This window comes from Diaphorobacter ruginosibacter (assembly GCF_040396215.1).
Lineage (GTDB): Bacteria > Pseudomonadota > Gammaproteobacteria > Burkholderiales > Burkholderiaceae_C > Diaphorobacter_A > Diaphorobacter_A ruginosibacter_A.
Map to the genome: position 1 here is coordinate 1 of NZ_JBEBOW010000013.1, position 18,060 is coordinate 18,060.

An 18,060-nucleotide genomic window follows, 5' to 3' on the forward strand; every position below is an offset into this window, starting at 1 on the left:
ACTTATATTAGCATTGGACTTCCCATCTTCGTCATGGGCAAGACCCTTGGCACGGTCATCCGCGCCATGCCGATCCGGCGGGTGTGGGGACAGCCCCCGGCCGCCGGAGTGTTCAGAGCAAACAGGAGCCATCCGCCATGTTGAAGTCCGGTAGTGCGTTGCGTTGGATTGCCGTCGCGGCATTGTCGAGCCCGCAACTGCCTTCGTTGGCCCACGGAGCCCACGACGCCGAATGGCCAGCGGCGCAGGCTGGCGTCGCCACCGCGCCTGCCGCGCCGATGGAAGTCAGGAACGTGGCGCCCGGCGTGTACTACGTCCAGGGGCTTTCGGCGCTGGGTTCGCCTGCCAACCGGAATTTCATTTCCAACGCGGGTTTCGTCGTGACGGATGACAGCGTGGTGGTGATTGACGCGCTGGGCTCGCCGGCCCTCGCGCGGGAGCTGGTTGCGCGGATCAGGACGATCACGCCCAAGCCGATCAGCACCGTCATACTGACCCATTACCATGCAGACCACATCTACGGCCTGCAGGTGTTCGCGGCTCTGGGAGCCAAGATCGTCGCGAATGAGCTTGCCAGGGAATACATCAACTCGGAGACGGCGCGGCTTCGGCTGGAGGCTTCCCGCAAGGATCTGGCTCCCTGGATCGATGCGGACACGCACATGGTCAACGCGACGCAATGGATTCGCGGTGACGTGAACACGCTCACCATCGGCGGCACCGAGTTCGTGCTGCAGCACATGGGGCCGGCGCACACGCCCGAAGATACGGCGGTGTTCCTGCCGAAGACGGGCGCGCTGTTCATCGGCGACGTGGTGTTCCGCAACCGCATTCCCTACGTCGGCCAGGCCGACAGCCGCCACTGGATTGCCGCGCTGGACGCTTTGCTGAAACTGCCCGTGAAGGTGATGGTGCCGGGGCACGGCCCCGCGTCCGAAGATCCTCGCAAGGATATGCGGCTCACGCGCGACTATCTGAGTTACCTGCGCCAATCCATGGCCCGGGCCGCCGAGAACCTCGACCCGTTCGACGCGGCCTACCAGGACACGGACTGGTCGCGTTTCGAGGGCTATCCGCTGTTCAAGGAAGCCAATCGCATGAATGCCTACAACACCTATCTGTTGATGGAGCAGGAGCAGCGATGACCGTCCCGCCGCGGCGCGATGCGATCCTGAGGCTGGCCGCTTCGGCAGCGGCGGCGGTTGCTCTGGGCAGCGTCCGCACCCGCGCGTTCGCCGCCGTTGCCGATGCGTCGGAGCGCCTGCTGCCCACCACGGCGGATCTGGGCGCCAGCCTCGCGCAGGCGCTGGCGCGCGGCGAACCGCTGATCGTGCTGGCGACCCTGCGCGGCTGCGCGTTCTGCAAGCTGGCCCGCGAAAACTATCTCGTGCCGGAGATGCGCGCGGGAAGGGCGGTGACGCAGATCCATTTCCTGTCGCGCGATCCGGTCATCGGCCTTGGCGGGCAGGCGACGACCCATGGCGCGCTCGTCAGGCAACTGGGGATCGAGGTGGCGCCTACCGTGTTGTTCCTTGGACGGGACAGCAGGGAAGTGGCGCCCCGGCTGGCCGGGGGATCCTCGTCGGATTTTTATGCGGCCTATCTGGACGATCGGGTGGCACAGGCCCGGACCGCTGTCCGGGGTTGAGTTTTTCTTCTCGCGCTGGCCCACAGGGCCCTGGACGTCGCTTGTGCCTGGCGGCGTCCGTGCCATTCCCGCGGGGCGATCTGCGCGGAAGTGCCTGCGCGGCGAGTTCTGCACGAAGCCGCCATGATGGGCACTGTTTTCCCTGGCAGTTCGGATGGCCGGTTTCCGTTGTATTGGCTCGCTATCCTATTTGAGAATAACGGGTGGAAACCCTCGCGAGCATGGAGTAGATGACGGCTGATAATTTGAAACATAAAGACATGCTTATATATAAATAAAGGACAAACGATGAAGCGCTTGCAGGAGTACGTGGTTGCGGCGATGTGCATGATGGGCGGTCTGGCGGCATCGCCCGCTTTTGCGAATCTCGCGCTTGCGCAGAAGAATGCCTGCATGGCTTGCCACGCGGTGGACAGGAAGCTGGTCGGGCCCGCGTACCAGGAGGTGGCCAAGAAATATGCGGGGCAGCCCGATGCCCAGGCCCGGCTGGTCAAGAGCATCAAGGCCGGCGGCTCCGGCAAGTGGGGACCGGTTCCCATGCCGGCCCAGGCGGCGTTGAGCGATGCGGATGCGAACACCTTGGCCGCATGGATTCTGGGCGGTGCCAAATAGGCGGCGCTCGTCTTGTCAGTTCAGGATGAACTCGTGAGGACTTGAGGAAAAACCATGCCTAACCCCATCGCAGGCCGGTTGCGCAAAGCACCAGAAAATTTTGTCCGTGGCGGCGACGTCGCCCAGGTGGTCGCGCAGGCCCGGGCCGGACGGCGTGACTTCATTCGCGGGGCGTTCGCTGCGGCCGCTGGCGTGACCGCTGGTGCCGCGCTGGCGCAGGATGGCCGGAACGTGGAAAACTTGGAGGACTTGGGAGGGGGCGATCCCGATATCCTGGAACTGCCTGCGCACTCCAAGGGGCTTGGCCAGCCGGTCGCCTCCGAAGGCTATGGCAGGCCATCCAAATATGAGGCCAACGTGCAGCGTCGCCAGAGCCCCGGCCTGACCCAGACACGCCAGGCGTCCGTATCGTTTGCGCCGCTGCAGTCGCTGTTCGGCATCGTCACGCCCAGCGGACTGCATTTCGAGCGGCATCACCAGGGCTGGTGGGACATCGATCCCTCCAGGCACCGCCTGATGATCAACGGCCTGGTGAAGAGCGCCAAGGTGTTCACCATGGACGAGATCATGCGGCTGCCCGCCGTGTCGCGCTTTCATTTCATCGAGTGCGGCGCCAATACCGGCATGGAATGGGGCAATGTGGCCGTGCCCACGGTGCAGTACACGCACGGGATGCTTTCATGCAGCGAGTTCACCGGCGTTCCTCTGATCACCCTGCTGGAGATGGCGGGGGCTGACCTGAAGAAGGGCCGGTTCATTCTGGCGGAGGGGGCGGACGGTTCGTCGATGACGCGCACGATTCCCGTTGAGCTGATCACCTCGGGAGAGGTGCTGGTGGCCTACGGGCAGAACGGCGAGATGCTGCGGCCCGAGCAAGGTTACCCGCTGCGCCTGGTGGTGCCGGGAGTGCAGGGCGTGAGCTGGGTGAAGTATCTGCGCCGCATCGAGGTGGGCGACCAGCCTTATGCCACCAAGGACGAGGCGGTCCATTACATCGACCTGCTGCCTGACGGCCAGCATCGCCAGTACACCAGCATCCAGGAATGCAAGAGCGTGGTGACCACGCCATCGGGCGGCCAGATGCTGCTGGACAAGGGCTTCTACAACATCACGGGCCTTGCATGGTCGGGCCGGGGCAAGATCAAGCGTGTGGATGTGAGCGTGGACGGCGGCCGCAACTGGCGCACCGCGCGTCTGGAAGGACCGGTGATGAGCAAATGCCTCACCCGTTTCAACATCGATTGGGTCTGGGATGGCAAGCCCGCCATCATCCAGAGCCGCGCCATGGACGAGACCGGCTACGTGCAGCCGACCTACCAGCAAAATCGCGCGGTCCGCGGCTCGCGCTCGATCTATCACAACAACTCGATTCAGTCTTGGGCGTTGCGCGAAGACGGGGAGGTGGTCAATGTCCAGCTTGCATGAAGCCATGAAGGTCGCCGCGCTGCTGTTGCTGTCGGGCCTGTTCCTGCCGGGCGCCTTCGCGCAAGACCATGGGCGGAAGTTCCAGGGGATCGGCCGCGACGCCACGCCCAGGGAGGTGCAGGCATGGGATATCGACGTGCGTCCGGACTTCAAGGGGCTGCCCAAGGGCTCCGGCTCGGTGGACAAAGGCCAGGAAATCTGGGAATCCAAGTGCGCGTCATGCCATGGCGTGTTTGGCGAATCCAATGAAGTATTCAGCCCGCTGATCGGCGGCACCACCAAGGACGATATCAAGACCGGTCATGTCGCGCGTCTCAAGGACGCGGCGTTTCCCGGGCGCACGACTTTCATGAAAGTGGCGACGGTATCGACCGTGTGGGACTACATCAACCGCGCCATGCCCTGGAATGCGCCCAAATCGTTGTCGCACGACGAGGTGTACGCGGTGACCGCCTATCTGCTGAACCTTGCCGACATCGTGGGGCCGGACTTCACGCTGAGCGACGGGAACATTGCCGGTGTGCAGGCAAGAATGCCCAATCGCAACGGCATGACGACCGATCATGCGATGTGGCCAGGGCCGGAATTCGTGAAGAATGCCAGGCCCGATACCAAGGCGGCGGCATGCATGAAGGATTGCGGCCCCGAGCCGCAGATTCGATCCCGGCTGCCGGAACATGCCAGCAACAACCATGGCAACCTGGCGGACCAGAACCGCATGGTGGGCGCGCAGCACGGCATGCAGACGGGCTCCACGCCGCAGACCGTGCCCGCCGCCGCGGCCAATGGCAAGTCCGCACAGGCCGCGCCGATGGCGGTGCTGGAAAAGAACGGCTGCGTGGCCTGCCACGGCATGGAGCAGAAAATCGTCGGCCCCGCTTTCAGCGACGTCGCCGGCAAGCATGCCGGACAGGCAGGTTATCTGATCGGCAAGATCAGGAATGGCGGCTCGGGCGTATGGGGCAATGTCCCGATGCCGCCGCAGCCAGCCCTGAGTGATGATGATGCCAAGGCCATTGCCGACTGGCTGGCCGGCGCATCCAGGTAGCGGGCATGGCATGGCGGGGCCATCCGGCTCATCTGGCGTCTGGAATGGAGCGACTCTTGAAACCCATGAATTGCAAGGAGAGAAAAATGATTTCACGTAGACAGGCGGTGAAGAATTCCGCGGCCGTCACCGGCATGCTGCTTGCGGCGGGCCTGCTGCCGCAGGCGGTGTTCGCATACAACAAGGCGGCATTCGACGCCAAGACCGTGGCGGATGTGATGAAGGCCATGGGCGCGGGCGCTCCGGCCGAGAGCACGGACGTCACGCTGACGGCGCCCGACATCGCGGAAAACGGCGCTGTCGTGCCGATCGGCGCGGCCACCACGCTGCCCAATGTGAAGCACATGCTGATCCTCGTGGAGAAGAATCCCAACACAATGGTGGCTTTGTTCGATGTGAGCGAGGCAGTCGAGGCGAACTTTCTGACGCGCGCCAAGCTGGGGCAGACGTCGGACGTCTATGCGGTCGCCATCACGAACGACGGCAAGGCGCTGTTTGCCAAGAAAGAGGTCAAGGTCACTCTGGGCGGCTGCGGCGGCTGACGTCCGCGGGTTAGCCAACGGCCACAACATATCTGGAAAATCAAGGAGAACAACATGCCCGATCCGATGCGCATCCGCGCCCAAGCTTCCGGCGACAAAGCGACCGTCCGCATTCTGATGTCCCACGAAATGGAGACTGGCCAGCGCAAGGACGCCAATGGCCAGGTGATCCCCGCCTGGTTCATCCAGGACGTGAGCGCCTCGCTCAACGGCAAGCCGGTCTTCCATGCGGAGTGGGGCCCGGCCGTTTCGAAGAATCCGTTCCTGCAATTCAACGTGAAGGGCGCGAAGGCGGGCGACAAGCTGTCCGTGACCTGGAAGGACAATCGCGGCGAGACCCGAACGGATGAAGCCACGGTAAGTTGAGCCCGTGCGCCAGCGGGCGGCGCTGCCTTGCGAGTTTTGCCACAACAAAAAGGAGACACCCCATGAGACATCCAACCCCGGGCATCCTGTCGCTTGCCGCCGCCGTGTCGCTGGCATGCACGGCCCAGCCGGCGATGGCGGAGAAAAGCACGGCCGACGGCATCGCTCAGTATCGCGAGATGCTGCAGGACGGCAATCCCGCCGAGCTGTTTGAAATGAAGGGCGAAGAACTTTGGAGGCAAAGGCGCGGCCCCAGGAATGCGTCGCTCGAACGCTGCGATCTGGGCAAGGGCGCGGGCGTGGTCAAGGGCGCATTCGTCGAACTGCCGCGTTACTTTCCCGACACCAACAAGGTGCAGGACCTGGAGTCGCGCCTGTTGACGTGCATGCAGACGCTGCAGGGGCTGGATGCCGCCAAGATTGCCGCGACGCCCTTCGGCAAGGATGAGCAGAAGAATATCGAAGGCCTCGTGGCCTGGATCGCCGCCGAGTCCAAGGGCATGAAGTTCAACGTGCCGCAGGGCCATCCCCAGGAGAGGCAGACCTACGAGATCGGCAAGCGCATTTTCTACATGCGCGGGGGGCCGCACGACTTTGCCTGCGCGAGCTGCCATGGCGCGGACGACAAGCGCATTCGCCTGCAGGACCTGCCCAACCTGACGAAGAACCCCGGCGCATCGGCGGGATTCGGCGCATGGCCGGCCTACCGTGTTTCTTCCGGCGAGCTGTGGAGCATGCAGCGCCGCCTCAATGACTGCTTTCGCCAGCAGCGGTTTCCGTATCCTGGCTATGCGAGCGACGCGACCATCGCGCTCGGCGTCTACATGGGTGTGAACGGGCAGGGCGGCGAAGCGACGGCCCCGGCCATCAAGCGTTGAATGGGAGGCTCGACATGAAACAGCAACGTCAATTCTGGCTGCCCATGCTCGGCGTGGCGTCTTCGCTCGCGATCCTGGGGTGCGCATCGGTGGACCGCTCCGCCGATCTGGACAGGCTCACCGAGCAGATCATGCAGGCATCGTTCACCGACAAGGGCATCGCCAAGGTGGACCGCCTGAAGCAGGACGAGAACAATGCCGCGTGCAGCCAGGCCAATGTCACCGGCAAACCGCTCGACGCCAAGGTCGCGGCGCGGCTGGAGGCCGATGCGCTCAAGGCCATCAAGTGGCCCGCCGACGGCAAGTTCGCGGGCGACTGGAAGGCTGGCGAGAAGCTGGCGCAGAATGGCCGCGGCATGACCTGGAACGACAAGCCGGGCGCGGCCAACGGCGGCAACTGCTACAACTGCCACCAGATCAGCAAGGAGGAGATCTCCTTCGGAACGCTGGGCCCCAGCCTCTACAACTACGGGAAGATCCGTGGCGTCAAGGATCTGGACAGTCCCGAGTCCAAAGCCATGCTGGAATACACATGGGGAAAGATCTGGAATGCCAAGGCCTATAACGCGTGCTCGGATATGCCGCGCTTCGGGCACAACGGCATCCTGAGCGAAGGGCAGATGCGCGATCTGGTGGCGCTGTTGCTCGATCCCGCCTCGCCGGTGAACAAATAGCGATTGGGCGCAAGCCAGGCCAGGCGGGCGCGGTGTCGGCATGAAGATGCGCGGCCGCTCCCGCCACCATCCTCCGCCTGAGCGGGCAGAGGATGCAAACCACAAGATTCGGATGACTCCATGAGCCTCTCCAAACGTGAATTCATGCAGGTTCTGGCCGCCGCGAGCGTGGCGGGCATGGGACTGCAGCGCCACGCGCATGCAGACGGCAAGGCCGCGGACAGCGCGCTCTACGACGTTCCGCCTTTCGGCAACGTGTCGTTTCTGCACATGACGGACTGCCATGCGCAGCTCAATCCCATTTATTTCCGTGAACCGAGCGTGAATCTCGGTATTGGCGCGATGAAGAACCAGCGCCCGCATCTCGTGGGCGAGCATCTCCTGAAGTCGGCCGGGATCCGTCCGGATACGGCCTCCGCCTACGCATTCAGCTGTCTGGATTTTGAAAGTGCCGCCAGGCGCTACGGCAAGGTAGGCGGTTTCGCGCACCTGTCCACGCTGGTCAAGCGCATGAAGGCCTCACGCCCCGGGGCGCTGCTGCTCGATGGCGGCGATACCTGGCAGGGCTCGGCCACCTCGCTGTGGACCCGGGCGCAGGACATGGTGGACGCCTGCAAGCTGCTCGGCGTCGATGTCATGACCGGGCATTGGGAATTCACCTACGGCATGGACCGCGTCCAGGAAATCATCCAGAAGGACTTTGAAGGCAAGGTTGATTTTGTCGCGCAGAACGTCAAGACCACCGACTTCGGCGACCCGGTCTTCAAACCTTACGTGATCCGCGAAATCAACGGCGTGCCGTGCGCCGTCATCGGCCAGGCATTCCCCTACACGCCCATTGCCAATCCCCGCTACCTGGTCTCGGAATGGAGCTTCGGCATCCAGGACGACAACCTGCAGGCCATGGTGGACGATGCGCGGGCCAAGGGCGCCAAGGTGGTGGTCGTCCTGTCGCACAACGGCATGGACGTGGATGTGAAGATGGCTTCGCGCGTGCGCGGCATCGATGCGATCCTGGGCGGCCACACGCATGACGGCATGCCGGTTCCAACGCTGGTCGAGAATGCGGGCGGCAAGACCATCGTGACGAATGCCGGCTCCAACGGCAAGTTCCTCGGGGTGCTGGACTTCGACGTGAAGGAGGGGAAGGTGGCTGGCTTCAAATACCGCCTGCTGCCGGTCTTCTCCAACATCCTGCCGGCGGACGCGCAGATGCAGGCGCTCATCACCAGGGTGCGCGCGCCCTACGAGGACAGGCTTGGCGAGGTGCTGGCGCGCACGGACGGCACGCTTTACCGCCGCGGCAACTTCAATGGCACGGGCGACCAGTTGCTGCTGGACGCGATGATGGCGGTGCAGGACTGCCCGATCGCCTTTTCGCCGGGTTTCCGCTGGGGCACCTCGCTGCTGGCGGGGCAGGACATCACGCGCGAATGGCTGATGGACATGACGGCGACGACCTATTCCTATGCGACCGTGACGGAGATGACCGGCGCGACGATCAAGACCGTGCTCGAGGATGTCTGCGACAACCTGTTCAACCCCGATCCGTATTATCAGCAGGGCGGCGACATGGTGCGCGTCGGAGGTCTGCGGTATCGCTGCGATCCGACGGCGAAGGCGGGGTCGCGGATCACGGAAATGCGCCTGAAGGGCGAGCTGCTTGACGCCGACAGAAAATACAAGGTGGCAGGATGGGCTCCGGTGGCGGAGGAGGCCCGCTCCGCGGGCAACAAGCCTATCTGGGAGATCGTGGAGCCCTGGTTGAAAGATCAAAAAATCATTGGTCCACGCAAGCTGAATGAGCCTGATTTGTTGAATGTCAGACCAAATGATGGCATAGCATAGTAGGGATTTGTACCGTTTGCCATTGCGCAGCCAGGCGCGAAACGCTCCAATATCGCGCATGAGCCTTTCCGAGTTTGATTCCCTGCACGCCACCATCCTGGTGGCGGTTTTTTTGCTGGCGGCCGTCCTGGGCGCCGTCATGCGCGAGACGCGCTTTTGCACCATGGGCGCGATCAGCGACGTGGTCTATGTGGGCGACTGGATGCGCGCGCGCCAGTGGCTCATCTCGATTGGCGTGGCGATGTGCGGTTTCTCCCTGCTGGCTCACGCCGGGTGGGTCGATCCGCGCAACATCGTCTATGCGGCGCCCCAGGTGATCTGGCTGTCGGCCCTGGTGGGCGGGCTGCTCTTTGGTGTCGGAATGGTGCTGGCATCGGGCTGCGGCGCGCGCAATCTCACGCGGCTGGGCGGCGGCAGCCTGAAGTCGCTCGTCGTGCTGCTGGTGCTGGCGGTCAGCGCATTCGCCACGCTCAAGGGCATTACCGCCGTGCCGCGCGCACGCTGGTTCGATAGCGTGAACGTGACGCTGGCCGTGCCCGCGCTCCTGCCGGAGTGGCTGGCCAGCAAGGGCGCGGGAGGCGCGGCGAACGTGCGTCTGTGGCTGGGCGGGGGGCTCGGGGCCGCCCTCATCGCGCTCGGTTGGGGCGCGCCCCGCCAGCAACGTGACGGGAGCGTGCTGGCCGGCGGCCTGCTGGTGGGGGCATGCGTCGCGGCGGCCTGGGCGATCAGCGGGCATTGGGGCGAGGTCCAGGAGCATCCGCAAACGCTGGAACACATGTACGCGGCCACCTATACCGGCCGTATCGAGTCCTTCAGCTTCGTGGCGCCCGTGGCGCATGTGCTGGACTGGCTGCTGTTCTTCAGCGACAAGGCCAAGGTGCTGACCTGGGGAGTGGTGGCCGTCTTCGGGGTGGTTTGCGGTGCGTTCGCGCAGTCGCTGTGGCGGCGCGAGTTCCGCTGGCAGGGGTTTGCCGACAATGCCGATCTGGCACGCCATCTGGTGGGCGCAACGCTGATGGGGATTGGCGGCGTCATGGCGCTGGGCTGCACGGTAGGCCAGGGCATCAGCGCGATCTCGGCGCTGCAGATCAGCAGTTTTGTCGCCGTTGCCGCCATCGTTGCGGGCGCCGTGATGATGCTGCGCGTGCAGCAATGGCGGCTTGAGCGCCAGGCTTGATATGGGGCCTTTTCCTACGTAGTCTGACTTATTCGGGTTTTCTTCAAGGGCCCGTGGCGGTTTTGTTTCCCACAATGCCGGACGGTGAAACACGAAAAACCAATATCTACGGAGACAACATGCACACCCGCACGAAAAAGGTTTCTTTTGCCGTTGTTCAATGGAGTTTGACGGCGCTGGCGGCCGCCACGCTGGCGGCCTGTGGAGGCAGCTCGCATCACGTCAGCAATGACTTGCCGGAGGGTATTTCGGAAATCGGCGTGACGGTCTATCCCGCCACTTCGGTGAGTTCGGGCGAAACGACCGCGCAGCAGGATCTGCTGACGGGCGGCATCGGCAAGACCGGGCTCGGCGCGGCCGCGGCGCCGGCCTACGCCGATCCCGCCAATCCCACGGTGGCCGAACTGCGCCGCAATGCGCTGTATTCCAACTACCGGGGCATTCTCGATCCATCGGCGGGCGGAGGCTACGGCACGCTCTATGGCCCGAATGTGAAGCTTGATGGCACCATCACGCAGTCCGAGGGGCTGATCCCGGGGCGTGAATACCTGGCCGTGCTCGACGATGGCTCGGGCCGCAAGCAGACGACGGTGGCCGTGCAGGTGCCCGACAGTTTCGATGCGGGCAATCCATGCATCGTGCTCGGCCCGTCATCGGGATCGCGCGGCGTCTACGGCGCCATTGGCACCGCCGGAGAGTGGGGCCTGAAGAAAGGGTGCGCGGTCGCGCTGACCGATGCGGGCAAGGGTGTGGGCCTGCACAACCTCTCGGACGATACCGTCAACCGGATCGATGGGTCCCGCGCCACCCATGCGGCGGCGGGCAAGCTCACCTTCTTTGCCGCCAACATCACCGACGCGGCCCGGTCGGCCTACAACGCGCTGTTCCCCAATCGCATCGCGATCAAGCATGCGCACTCGCAGATGAATCCCGAAAAGGACTGGGGCAACGATACGCTCGCCGCGGCTCGCTATGCGATGTACGTGCTTAACGAGCAGTTCGGCACGACCGGCAACCCGGTGCCGTTCGGCAAGGCCAATACACTGGTGATCGGAGGCTCGGCATCCAACGGCGGCGCGGCGGTGCTGCGGGCTGCGGAGCAGGACGGCGACGGATTGATCGACGGCGTGGTCGCCTCCGAGCCGGTTACCGAGATGCCGGGCACATCCGGCTACGGCATTGAATTCGGCGGCGCGACGGTGGCGGGGTATGGAAAGACGCTGGGCGACTTCACCACCTACGGCAACATCTACCAGCCCTGCGCGGCGCTTGCGGCGGATGCGGCGCTGACGGAGGCCTCGATCTACAACTACATCGCGCTGACGGGCATGACCGCCCGCGCCACTGCGCGTTGCGACGGGCTCGCCGCCAAGGGGCTGGTCAACGGCTCGACCACGGCCGAGCGCGCCGCCGACGCGCTGGCCAGGCTGCGCGCCTACGGATGGACGCGCGACAACGACCAGATGCACAACGCGCACTATGCATTGGGCAATGGGCCGATCCTCTCCGGCATGTACACGATGGCGTATGGCCGGTTCGGCGCGGATGCGAATCTGTGCAATACCAGTTTCGCCGCGGCCAGTGCCACGGGCGACGTGGTGGCGGCGACGTCCACGGCGCTCGCGCAAAGTTTCGCCACGGCCAACGGCACGGCCAATGGCACGCCCGCCACGGTCATCTACAACGACTCCGTGGGTGGCGCCAAGTCGTGGGCGTTCGCGGTGTCGCCTTCCACCGGAGTAGCGGATCTGGGTCTGGATAACGCGCTGTGCCAGCATGCGCTGGTGAGCGGCACCGATCCCGTCACGGGCGCCGCGCTGACTGCAGGCAGCACTCCGACCAAGGCGCAAAGCGATGCGGTGCGCGCCGGGATCGCGGAGGTCCATCACAGCGCCAGCCTGAAGGGCAAGCCGGCCATCATCGTCGCGGGGCGCAGCGATGCGCTGGTTCCCGTCAACAACAATGCGCGGGCCTACACCGCGCTGAACAGGACCATCGAGGGCGCGCAGTCCAATCTCCGCTACATCGAGGTGACCCATGCGCAGCACTTCGACGCGTTCCTGCTGTTCTCCGGATTTGATACGCGCTTCGTGCCGCTGCATCCCTACTTCAATCAGGCGATGGATGTGATGTGGGAGCATCTGAAGAACAAGGGCCCGCTGCCCGCGAGCCAGGTGGTGCGCACCACGCCCCGTGGCGGCACGCCGGGCGCGGCGACTGCCATCACCGCATCCAATGTCCCTGCGTTCGCCATGTCGCCGGCGGCGGCCGATGCGATCGGCTTCGCGGGCACGTCCATCACGGTGCCGGAGTAACCCGGCGATGGAGGGGCTGGATGCCCGCGTACCTTGCGAGCGCGTGGCCATCCAGCCTTTTGACCTTTGCGGCGCAGGGACACTGCCTCCCGCTTAAGCTTTGAAGCGAACCGCCGAGCGTGCGCCAAAGGGGCGCACCGCGGCTTCGCTGGAGTTGCAGTAGATGACGTGGCTGATGGACCTGATTCGGGAATACGGTTTCGGGGTCGTGTTCCTCAATGTCCTGGTGGAGCAGCTCGGTGCGCCCATTCCTGCCTATCCGGTGCTTGTCGTGACCGGCGCGCTGGAAGGCTCCGATGCATCGCGCTGGCCGCTGCTCGTCGCGGTGGCGGTGCTCGCCGCGCTGATCGCCGATGTCTTCTGGTATGCGGCAGGGCGGAACTATGGTCACGCCGTGCTCGGCAAGATCTGCCGGATCTCGCTCTCGCCCGATGCCTGCATCCGCCAGACCGAGCAGGTCTATGGCCGCTGGGGGCCGAAGTCGCTGCTGATCGCCAAGTTCATTCCCGGATTCGCATCGATTGCCAGCGCGCTGGCCGGGACAGTGGGCACGCCGCTGGCCGTTTTCGTGCTGTTCGATGCGCTGGGCGCACTCATCTGGGTCGGCTCGGCGGTGTTCCTGGGATCGCTGTTCAGCACCACCGTGCAGGATTTGCTGGACGTGCTCGCCGCCCTGGGGCAATGGGGGTTGTTGCTGCTGGCCTTCGTCTTCGTGCTGTTCCTGCTGCGCAAATGGTGGCAGCGCGCGCGGGTGCTGCGATCGCTGAAGATGCCGCGCATGTCCGTGCAGGAACTGGCTGGACTGCATGCGCAGGGCTCCATGCCCACCGTGATCGATGTGCGCGACCTCGCGCAATACCAGCGCGGGCACATTCCGGGCGCGACGTCGTGGAAGCTGGAGTCCCGGCAGTACGACGTGCCTCACGAGTACCTGCTGCCCCAGCAGAACCATCCCTACGGGCTGGTGGTGTACTGCGACTGCCCGCACGAGATTTCCGCCGCCCGCGTCGCCAGGCAACTGCAGCGCGCCGGCTTTACCAATGTGCGTCCGCTCGTCGGCGGCCTGCAGGCATGGCAGGCCGCCGGGTTCGAGGTGGAGAGCAAGATATCCTCGGGGCAGGAGCAGCAGGTGGATGTTCAAGGGCCGCTGATCCCCTGAAGGGGCGAAGCGCGCCAGTCCCCCGAGGCCCAGGTGTGAAAAAGCCACCGTCAAGGTGGCTTCCCGGCCCGCTTGCGGCGCACCCCGGGTGCGCTGCGCCGCGAATGGAGCGTGGCGATCAGAAAAAGATCATGCCGGAATCATTCCACCACGCGCGTGATCTTGGAGCCATTGAGCGACACCCCGGCTTCCAGGCCCACGTTGGTCAGCACGAAGCTGACCACGGGGGCTTGCGCGGTGGTGGTGTCGATCGATGAGTTTGCGCCCACGCGGCCGATGCTCACCTGCGCGTCCGCACCGACAGTCCAGCCATTGCTTTCCTTGAACTGGCGCAGTGCCTGGTCGGTGTTGAACACATAGATCACGGCCTTGGACTGGCCGCCGATCTGCCAGCCGATGGATGCGCCGGTCGTGCTGAAGTAGGCGGTGTTGACACCATGCTCGCGCAGCACGCCGCGGCCATGCTCCACGCCCACGACAAAGCTGCCGCCCACCACGGACGGGAAGATCAGCACGCCCTTGGCCTTTGCGATCATTTCCTTGGAGCCGGGGGCCGTGGTGTACAGCCGCTCGAGCGCCGCGTTGGCTCGGGTGTTGATGGTGGTGCTGTCCATGCGGGGAGCAGCGGCGGTATCGGTCTTGGTGGTGGTGCAGGCCACCATCGACAGGGAGCCAGCGGCCACGGCGGCGGCCATCACGACGGTACGCAGAGAAATATTTCGCATAACACTCCTTCCTTTCTGTTGGGGGATGCGCTTTCTGGTTCGAATGAAAAAGCGCATGTCCTTTTTCCCGGCCTGCGCCAGACGGTGAACGTGGAAGTGCGCCGCTGCAGCCTGCCGTATCAGGATCGTTCCATCGTATTGCGTGTTCGCGGGTTTGTGTCGGGCAGTACGCGACTTCGCGCTTTCCGCCTACAAAATCCGCAATCGGAGGTTGCCTTGCCGCGACGAGCGCCGCGTGGCGCGGGTGCGCCTGCAAACGCAGGCGGATGTTGGCGCCGGCTTACTTGCCCGCCGGCATGGAGCAATGTCCGCCCTGTGCAGCCTGGCCGGAGCCGGCGGCGATCAGCGGCGCCTCGAAGCGCAGATCGACGCGGGGCGATGCCCAGTGGTCCCATGCGAGAAAAACCACCAGAACGATCCAGAAACCGGCGCGGAGGGTTTTGTACTGTTGTTGAGCCATGATGTTCAAGCCTTTTTCGTTTCGCTGCCGCGGCGCTCACATATCGAAGTGGCGGCGAATGCGCAGGCCGAAGATCGTGCCGGCGAATGCCAGCGGCACCCAGATCCAGCCGTGGATGCTGCCGGTGGAAATGCCCGAGAACATGGCTCCCACGTTGCACCCAAAGGCCAGGCGCGAGCTGTAGCCGAGCATCAGTCCAGCCACCAGCGCGACCACCCACTGCGTGCCGCTGAGCGGCCTGGCCGATACGGGCTTGCCGGCGGCGACCCACAGCGCCCCGCCCAGGATGCCGATGTTGGTGATGCTGGTGACGTCCAGCAGCACGGTTTCATGCAGGCGCGCCGCATTGCCGGGCTGGCTCCAGAACCAGTTCTGCGAGAGATCCATCGCACCGGCCGCGTTGGCGATCTTGGCGGCCCACAGGCCGAACCCGTACACCACGCCCCAGGGCTGTCCTGCGATGAGCAGATTGAGCGTTGCGAGGATGGCCAGCAGCACCGCGCCCACGAGCCATTTGCGAACGAACAGCGGCTTGGGCGGGCGCTGCAGATCCGCGTTGGCCTTGCGGGTGTAGAGCGCGACGCAGACGGCCACCACGGCCAGCGCCGCGAGGGTTGCCGCCAGCGCGGCCTGCCATCCCCATGCCGTGACCAGGCCCACCGGCTGGATGGCGCCCAGGTCGATCCACCAGCCCAGGCTCAGGCTGCCCAGAAAACTGCCGATGGCGAACATCGGCAGGATGGCCGTGTTCATGGGAATGCCCATGCCTGCCTTGTAGAGCGTGCCGCTGCCGCAGCCGTCGGCGATCTGCATGCACAGGCCAAAGACGAAGGCGCCCACCAGCAGGCTGATGCTGGGAGGACCGAGCGCCGCCGTCAGCTCCGGAAAGTGGCCAAGCAGCGGCATGGCCATGGCGGCGGCCAGCGCGAGCAGCAGCAATTGGCCGAACACGCCGCTGGCATCCTTTTGCTCGACCAGCATGCGCCAGCCGGTGGTGAACCCGAACCGCTTGCCCGCCAGCACCGCGCCCAGGCCCAGCCCGACGGCGAACAGCGCGGCCTGCCGCACGGAGATGGTCCACAGCAGCCAGCCAAAGAACGCCAGAAAGATCAGCGCCAGCGACAGGCGCCTGGCCCCCACGGAGGGCGCGGGAGATGCGGATGGATTCAGCTCGGCGCTGGCGCCGCCGGAAGCCGTCGATGTGGCCGTGCTCATGTTGCCTGAACCTTGTTTGATGATGTCATTGTTGAAATGCTTGCGGGCTGGGAGGGCGATGGCGCGGGGGGGCTTGCCCGCGCGACCACCGGGTAGCGCGGGGCCCCTGGCCCGCGCGTTTACTGGAATGTGCGCTTCCACCACTGCTGCGCGTCGTAGCGCAGGGACTCGGCGCGGCTGGGCTGATTGGCCACGCGCGGGACTTCGCTGGACTGGGTCCAGTCCACCATCGAACCCGCATAGAGCTGAACGTTGGGCAGTTGGGCCATTTCGGAGAGACCAAACCAGTCGGTAGCCGCCCAGTGGCCGGTGTTGCAGAACGCCACGGTGGATTGGCCATCCTTGCGCTGCAGTTGCGCCGCGATTTCACGGGCCTTGCCGGCATCGACGAACCTGGAGGTGCCTGGCACGAACCACTGGTTGAAGTCGAGCGACTGCGCTCCAGGCAACGTGCCTGCCATCTTGGCGGCGGGCGCGCGCGTCTTCCCTTTGTAGAAGGCGTCGGGGCGGGAGTCGACGAGTGCCGCGTTGCTCAGGTCGATGTGCTTGCCCACGTCGCTGCGCGTGGCGAGCCAGCGCGTGTCGAATGTCGGTGCGTAGGTGCTGGGCCGCACCTCGGCGGCTGCCTGCGTGGTGGACTTGCCCGCGGCCTTCCAGGCCTGCATGCCGCCGTTGACGATGGACAGCTCGGTCAGGCCCAGGCTCTTGAGCGTCCAGTACACGCGCGCCATCGCGCCGAAGTCGGTGGCGTCCGCGCCGCTGGAAACCACCACGGCATGGATCTCGGGCGCGAGCCCGAGCGACTGCAGCAGCGCGTTGAGCTTGTCCTGGTCGGGCAGTTCGCCGGGATTGGTCGCCGGGCCGCGCCATTTTCCATAAGGCGCGTTGACCGCGCCCTCGATATGGCCCTGCGCGAAGCTCTTGGGGTCGCGGATGTCGATCACGCGCACATCCGCGCCGCGCAGCAGCGGCTGCAGTTGTTCTGGTGTGAGAAGGGGCTCTGCAGCCCCGGCTGCATTGGCGGCCGACAGCGCGACCGCAAGGGCAATCAAGGCTTTCATGGCGGAAAAGGAAGTGCTCAGGTTATGGGGGCGGGAGATGCTCGGAGCCCGCTCGGAGTCACCCGCAGGGGTTGATTTTCCTCCTCAACTCCCCGCACTCCAACAACGAAGAAGCAGTATTCATATACCGCCTAATGAATAAGCCGTCACTGATTCATGGACGACTAATTTCAAGCCTCGTCATTGCCTGGGTGGTTCCGGCACCACCAGGCCGCGCTGCACCGCGGGCCGCGAGAGAAAGCGCTCAAGTGCCTTTGCCAGGTGCTTGAAGTCGCCGAAGCCGACCAGATCGCCCGCTTCATAGAAGCCGTTGAGGTTGCGCACCCACGGCAGGATGGCGATGTCGGCGATCGTGTACTCGTCGCCTGCTACCCACTGGTGGCTGGCGTATTGGGCGTCCAGCACGCCGAGCAGGCGGCGCGATTCGGCCGCATAGCGGTCACGCGGACGCTTGTCTTCGTATTCCTTGCCCGCGAATTTGTGAAAGAACCCCAGCTGTCCGAACATCGGGCCGATGCCGCCCATCTGGAACATCACCCACTGCAGCGTCCGGAAGCGGCCCGCGTCGTCGCTGGGCAGCAACTGGCCCGACTTGGATGCCAGATAGACGAGAATCGCGCCCGATTCGAACAGCGCCATCGGCTTTCCGTCCGGGCCGTTGGGGTCGAGAATGGCAGGGATCTTGTTGTTCGGATTGAGCGACAGGAACTCCGGCGACATCTGATCCTGCGTGTCGAAGGCCACGCGATGCGCCTCGTAGGGCAGGCCGATTTCCTCCAGCATGATCGACACCTTGACGCCGTTGGGCGTGGGCAGCGAGTACAGCTGCAGGCGCTCGGGATGCCGTGCGGGCCACTTGCGGGTAATGGGAAAGGCGTCGATGGCGGATGTCGTCATGGTGTTGGCT

The 18,060-nt window shown here is 64.8% G+C and carries 18 protein-coding genes; 13 read left to right on the forward strand and 5 right to left on the reverse strand.

Going from position 1 to position 18,060, the window contains the following annotated elements; all coding sequences use genetic code 11:
- Nucleotides 1–137 precede the first annotated feature (137 nt).
- The 13 genes from ABWP92_RS03345 (at nucleotide 138) to ABWP92_RS03405 (ending at nucleotide 13,692) form a co-directional block, all read left to right on the forward strand.
- Nucleotides 138–1,145, forward strand: a complete 1,008-nt coding sequence (locus tag ABWP92_RS03345; protein ID WP_353233933.1) for an MBL fold metallo-hydrolase — start codon at nucleotides 138–140, stop codon at nucleotides 1,143–1,145.
- A complete protein-coding gene (locus ABWP92_RS03350; RefSeq protein ID WP_353233934.1) occupies nucleotides 1,142–1,648 on the forward strand; it encodes a thioredoxin fold domain-containing protein in 507 nt (168 codons plus the stop codon). The genes ABWP92_RS03345 and ABWP92_RS03350 overlap by 4 nt, the downstream gene beginning before the upstream one ends.
- A 327-nt stretch (nucleotides 1,649–1,975) precedes the next feature.
- Entirely contained in the window at nucleotides 1,976–2,260 is a 285-nt protein-coding gene (locus ABWP92_RS03355) for a c-type cytochrome (RefSeq protein ID WP_502907439.1), read from the forward strand.
- Nucleotides 2,261–2,314: 54 nt separating this feature from the next.
- Entirely contained in the window at nucleotides 2,315–3,685 is a 1,371-nt protein-coding gene (soxC, locus tag ABWP92_RS03360; protein ID WP_353233935.1) for a sulfite dehydrogenase, read from the forward strand.
- On the forward strand, nucleotides 3,669–4,733 hold the full coding sequence (locus tag ABWP92_RS03365) for a c-type cytochrome (RefSeq protein WP_353233936.1): 1,065 nt from the start codon (nucleotides 3,669–3,671) through the stop codon (nucleotides 4,731–4,733). The genes soxC and ABWP92_RS03365 overlap by 17 nt, the downstream gene beginning before the upstream one ends.
- Nucleotides 4,734–4,819: 86 nt before the next feature.
- On the forward strand, nucleotides 4,820–5,275 hold the full coding sequence (soxY, locus tag ABWP92_RS03370; RefSeq protein ID WP_353233937.1) for a thiosulfate oxidation carrier protein SoxY: 456 nt from the start codon (nucleotides 4,820–4,822) through the stop codon (nucleotides 5,273–5,275).
- Between the two features lie 54 nt (nucleotides 5,276–5,329).
- A complete protein-coding gene (soxZ, locus tag ABWP92_RS03375) occupies nucleotides 5,330–5,641 on the forward strand; it encodes a thiosulfate oxidation carrier complex protein SoxZ (protein ID WP_353233938.1) in 312 nt (103 codons plus the stop codon).
- Nucleotides 5,642–5,703: 62 nt separating this feature from the next.
- Nucleotides 5,704–6,519 (forward strand): sulfur oxidation c-type cytochrome SoxA, encoded by an 816-nt coding sequence (gene soxA, locus ABWP92_RS03380; RefSeq protein ID WP_353233939.1) that lies wholly within the window; start codon nucleotides 5,704–5,706, stop codon nucleotides 6,517–6,519.
- Nucleotides 6,520–6,533: 14 nt separating this feature from the next.
- Nucleotides 6,534–7,193, forward strand: coding sequence for a sulfur oxidation c-type cytochrome SoxX (soxX, locus tag ABWP92_RS03385; RefSeq protein WP_353233940.1), 660 nt, complete (start codon nucleotides 6,534–6,536; stop codon nucleotides 7,191–7,193).
- Between the two features lie 120 nt (nucleotides 7,194–7,313).
- A complete protein-coding gene (gene soxB / locus ABWP92_RS03390; protein WP_353233941.1) occupies nucleotides 7,314–9,041 on the forward strand; it encodes a thiosulfohydrolase SoxB in 1,728 nt (575 codons plus the stop codon).
- Between the two features lie 58 nt (nucleotides 9,042–9,099).
- A complete protein-coding gene (locus ABWP92_RS03395) occupies nucleotides 9,100–10,218 on the forward strand; it encodes a YeeE/YedE family protein (RefSeq protein ID WP_353233942.1) in 1,119 nt (372 codons plus the stop codon).
- Between the two features lie 119 nt (nucleotides 10,219–10,337).
- Nucleotides 10,338–12,533 carry a 3-hydroxybutyrate oligomer hydrolase family protein gene (locus ABWP92_RS03400; protein WP_353233943.1) on the forward strand — a complete coding sequence of 732 codons (2,196 nt, stop codon included), beginning with the start codon at nucleotides 10,338–10,340 and terminating at the stop codon, nucleotides 12,531–12,533.
- A 163-nt stretch (nucleotides 12,534–12,696) separates the two neighbouring features.
- Nucleotides 12,697–13,692 carry a rhodanese-like domain-containing protein gene (locus ABWP92_RS03405; protein ID WP_353233944.1) on the forward strand — a complete coding sequence of 332 codons (996 nt, stop codon included), beginning with the start codon at nucleotides 12,697–12,699 and terminating at the stop codon, nucleotides 13,690–13,692.
- A 140-nt stretch (nucleotides 13,693–13,832) separates the two neighbouring features.
- Here the strand turns inward: ABWP92_RS03405 and ABWP92_RS03410 are convergent, their stop codons facing one another.
- From ABWP92_RS03410 to ABWP92_RS03430, 5 genes are all read right to left on the reverse strand, one after another.
- Nucleotides 13,833–14,417 (reverse strand): BPSL1445 family SYLF domain-containing lipoprotein, encoded by a 585-nt coding sequence (locus tag ABWP92_RS03410; RefSeq protein WP_353233945.1) that lies wholly within the window; start codon nucleotides 14,415–14,417, stop codon nucleotides 13,833–13,835.
- Between the two features lie 280 nt (nucleotides 14,418–14,697).
- The gene (locus tag ABWP92_RS03415) at nucleotides 14,698–14,877 is read right to left on the reverse strand and encodes a hypothetical protein (RefSeq protein WP_353233946.1); all 180 of its coding nucleotides are present in this window, start codon (nucleotides 14,875–14,877) and stop codon (nucleotides 14,698–14,700) included.
- Nucleotides 14,878–14,913: 36 nt separating this feature from the next.
- Nucleotides 14,914–15,987 (reverse strand): YeeE/YedE thiosulfate transporter family protein, encoded by a 1,074-nt coding sequence (locus ABWP92_RS03420; protein ID WP_353233964.1) that lies wholly within the window; start codon nucleotides 15,985–15,987, stop codon nucleotides 14,914–14,916.
- Nucleotides 15,988–16,211: 224 nt separating this feature from the next.
- Nucleotides 16,212–17,153, reverse strand: coding sequence for a sulfurtransferase (locus ABWP92_RS03425; RefSeq protein WP_353233947.1), 942 nt, complete (start codon nucleotides 17,151–17,153; stop codon nucleotides 16,212–16,214).
- 180 nt (nucleotides 17,154–17,333) lie between these two features.
- Entirely contained in the window at nucleotides 17,334–18,050 is a 717-nt protein-coding gene (locus ABWP92_RS03430) for a glutathione S-transferase N-terminal domain-containing protein (protein WP_353233948.1), read from the reverse strand.
- Nucleotides 18,051–18,060: the final 10 nt, after the last annotated feature.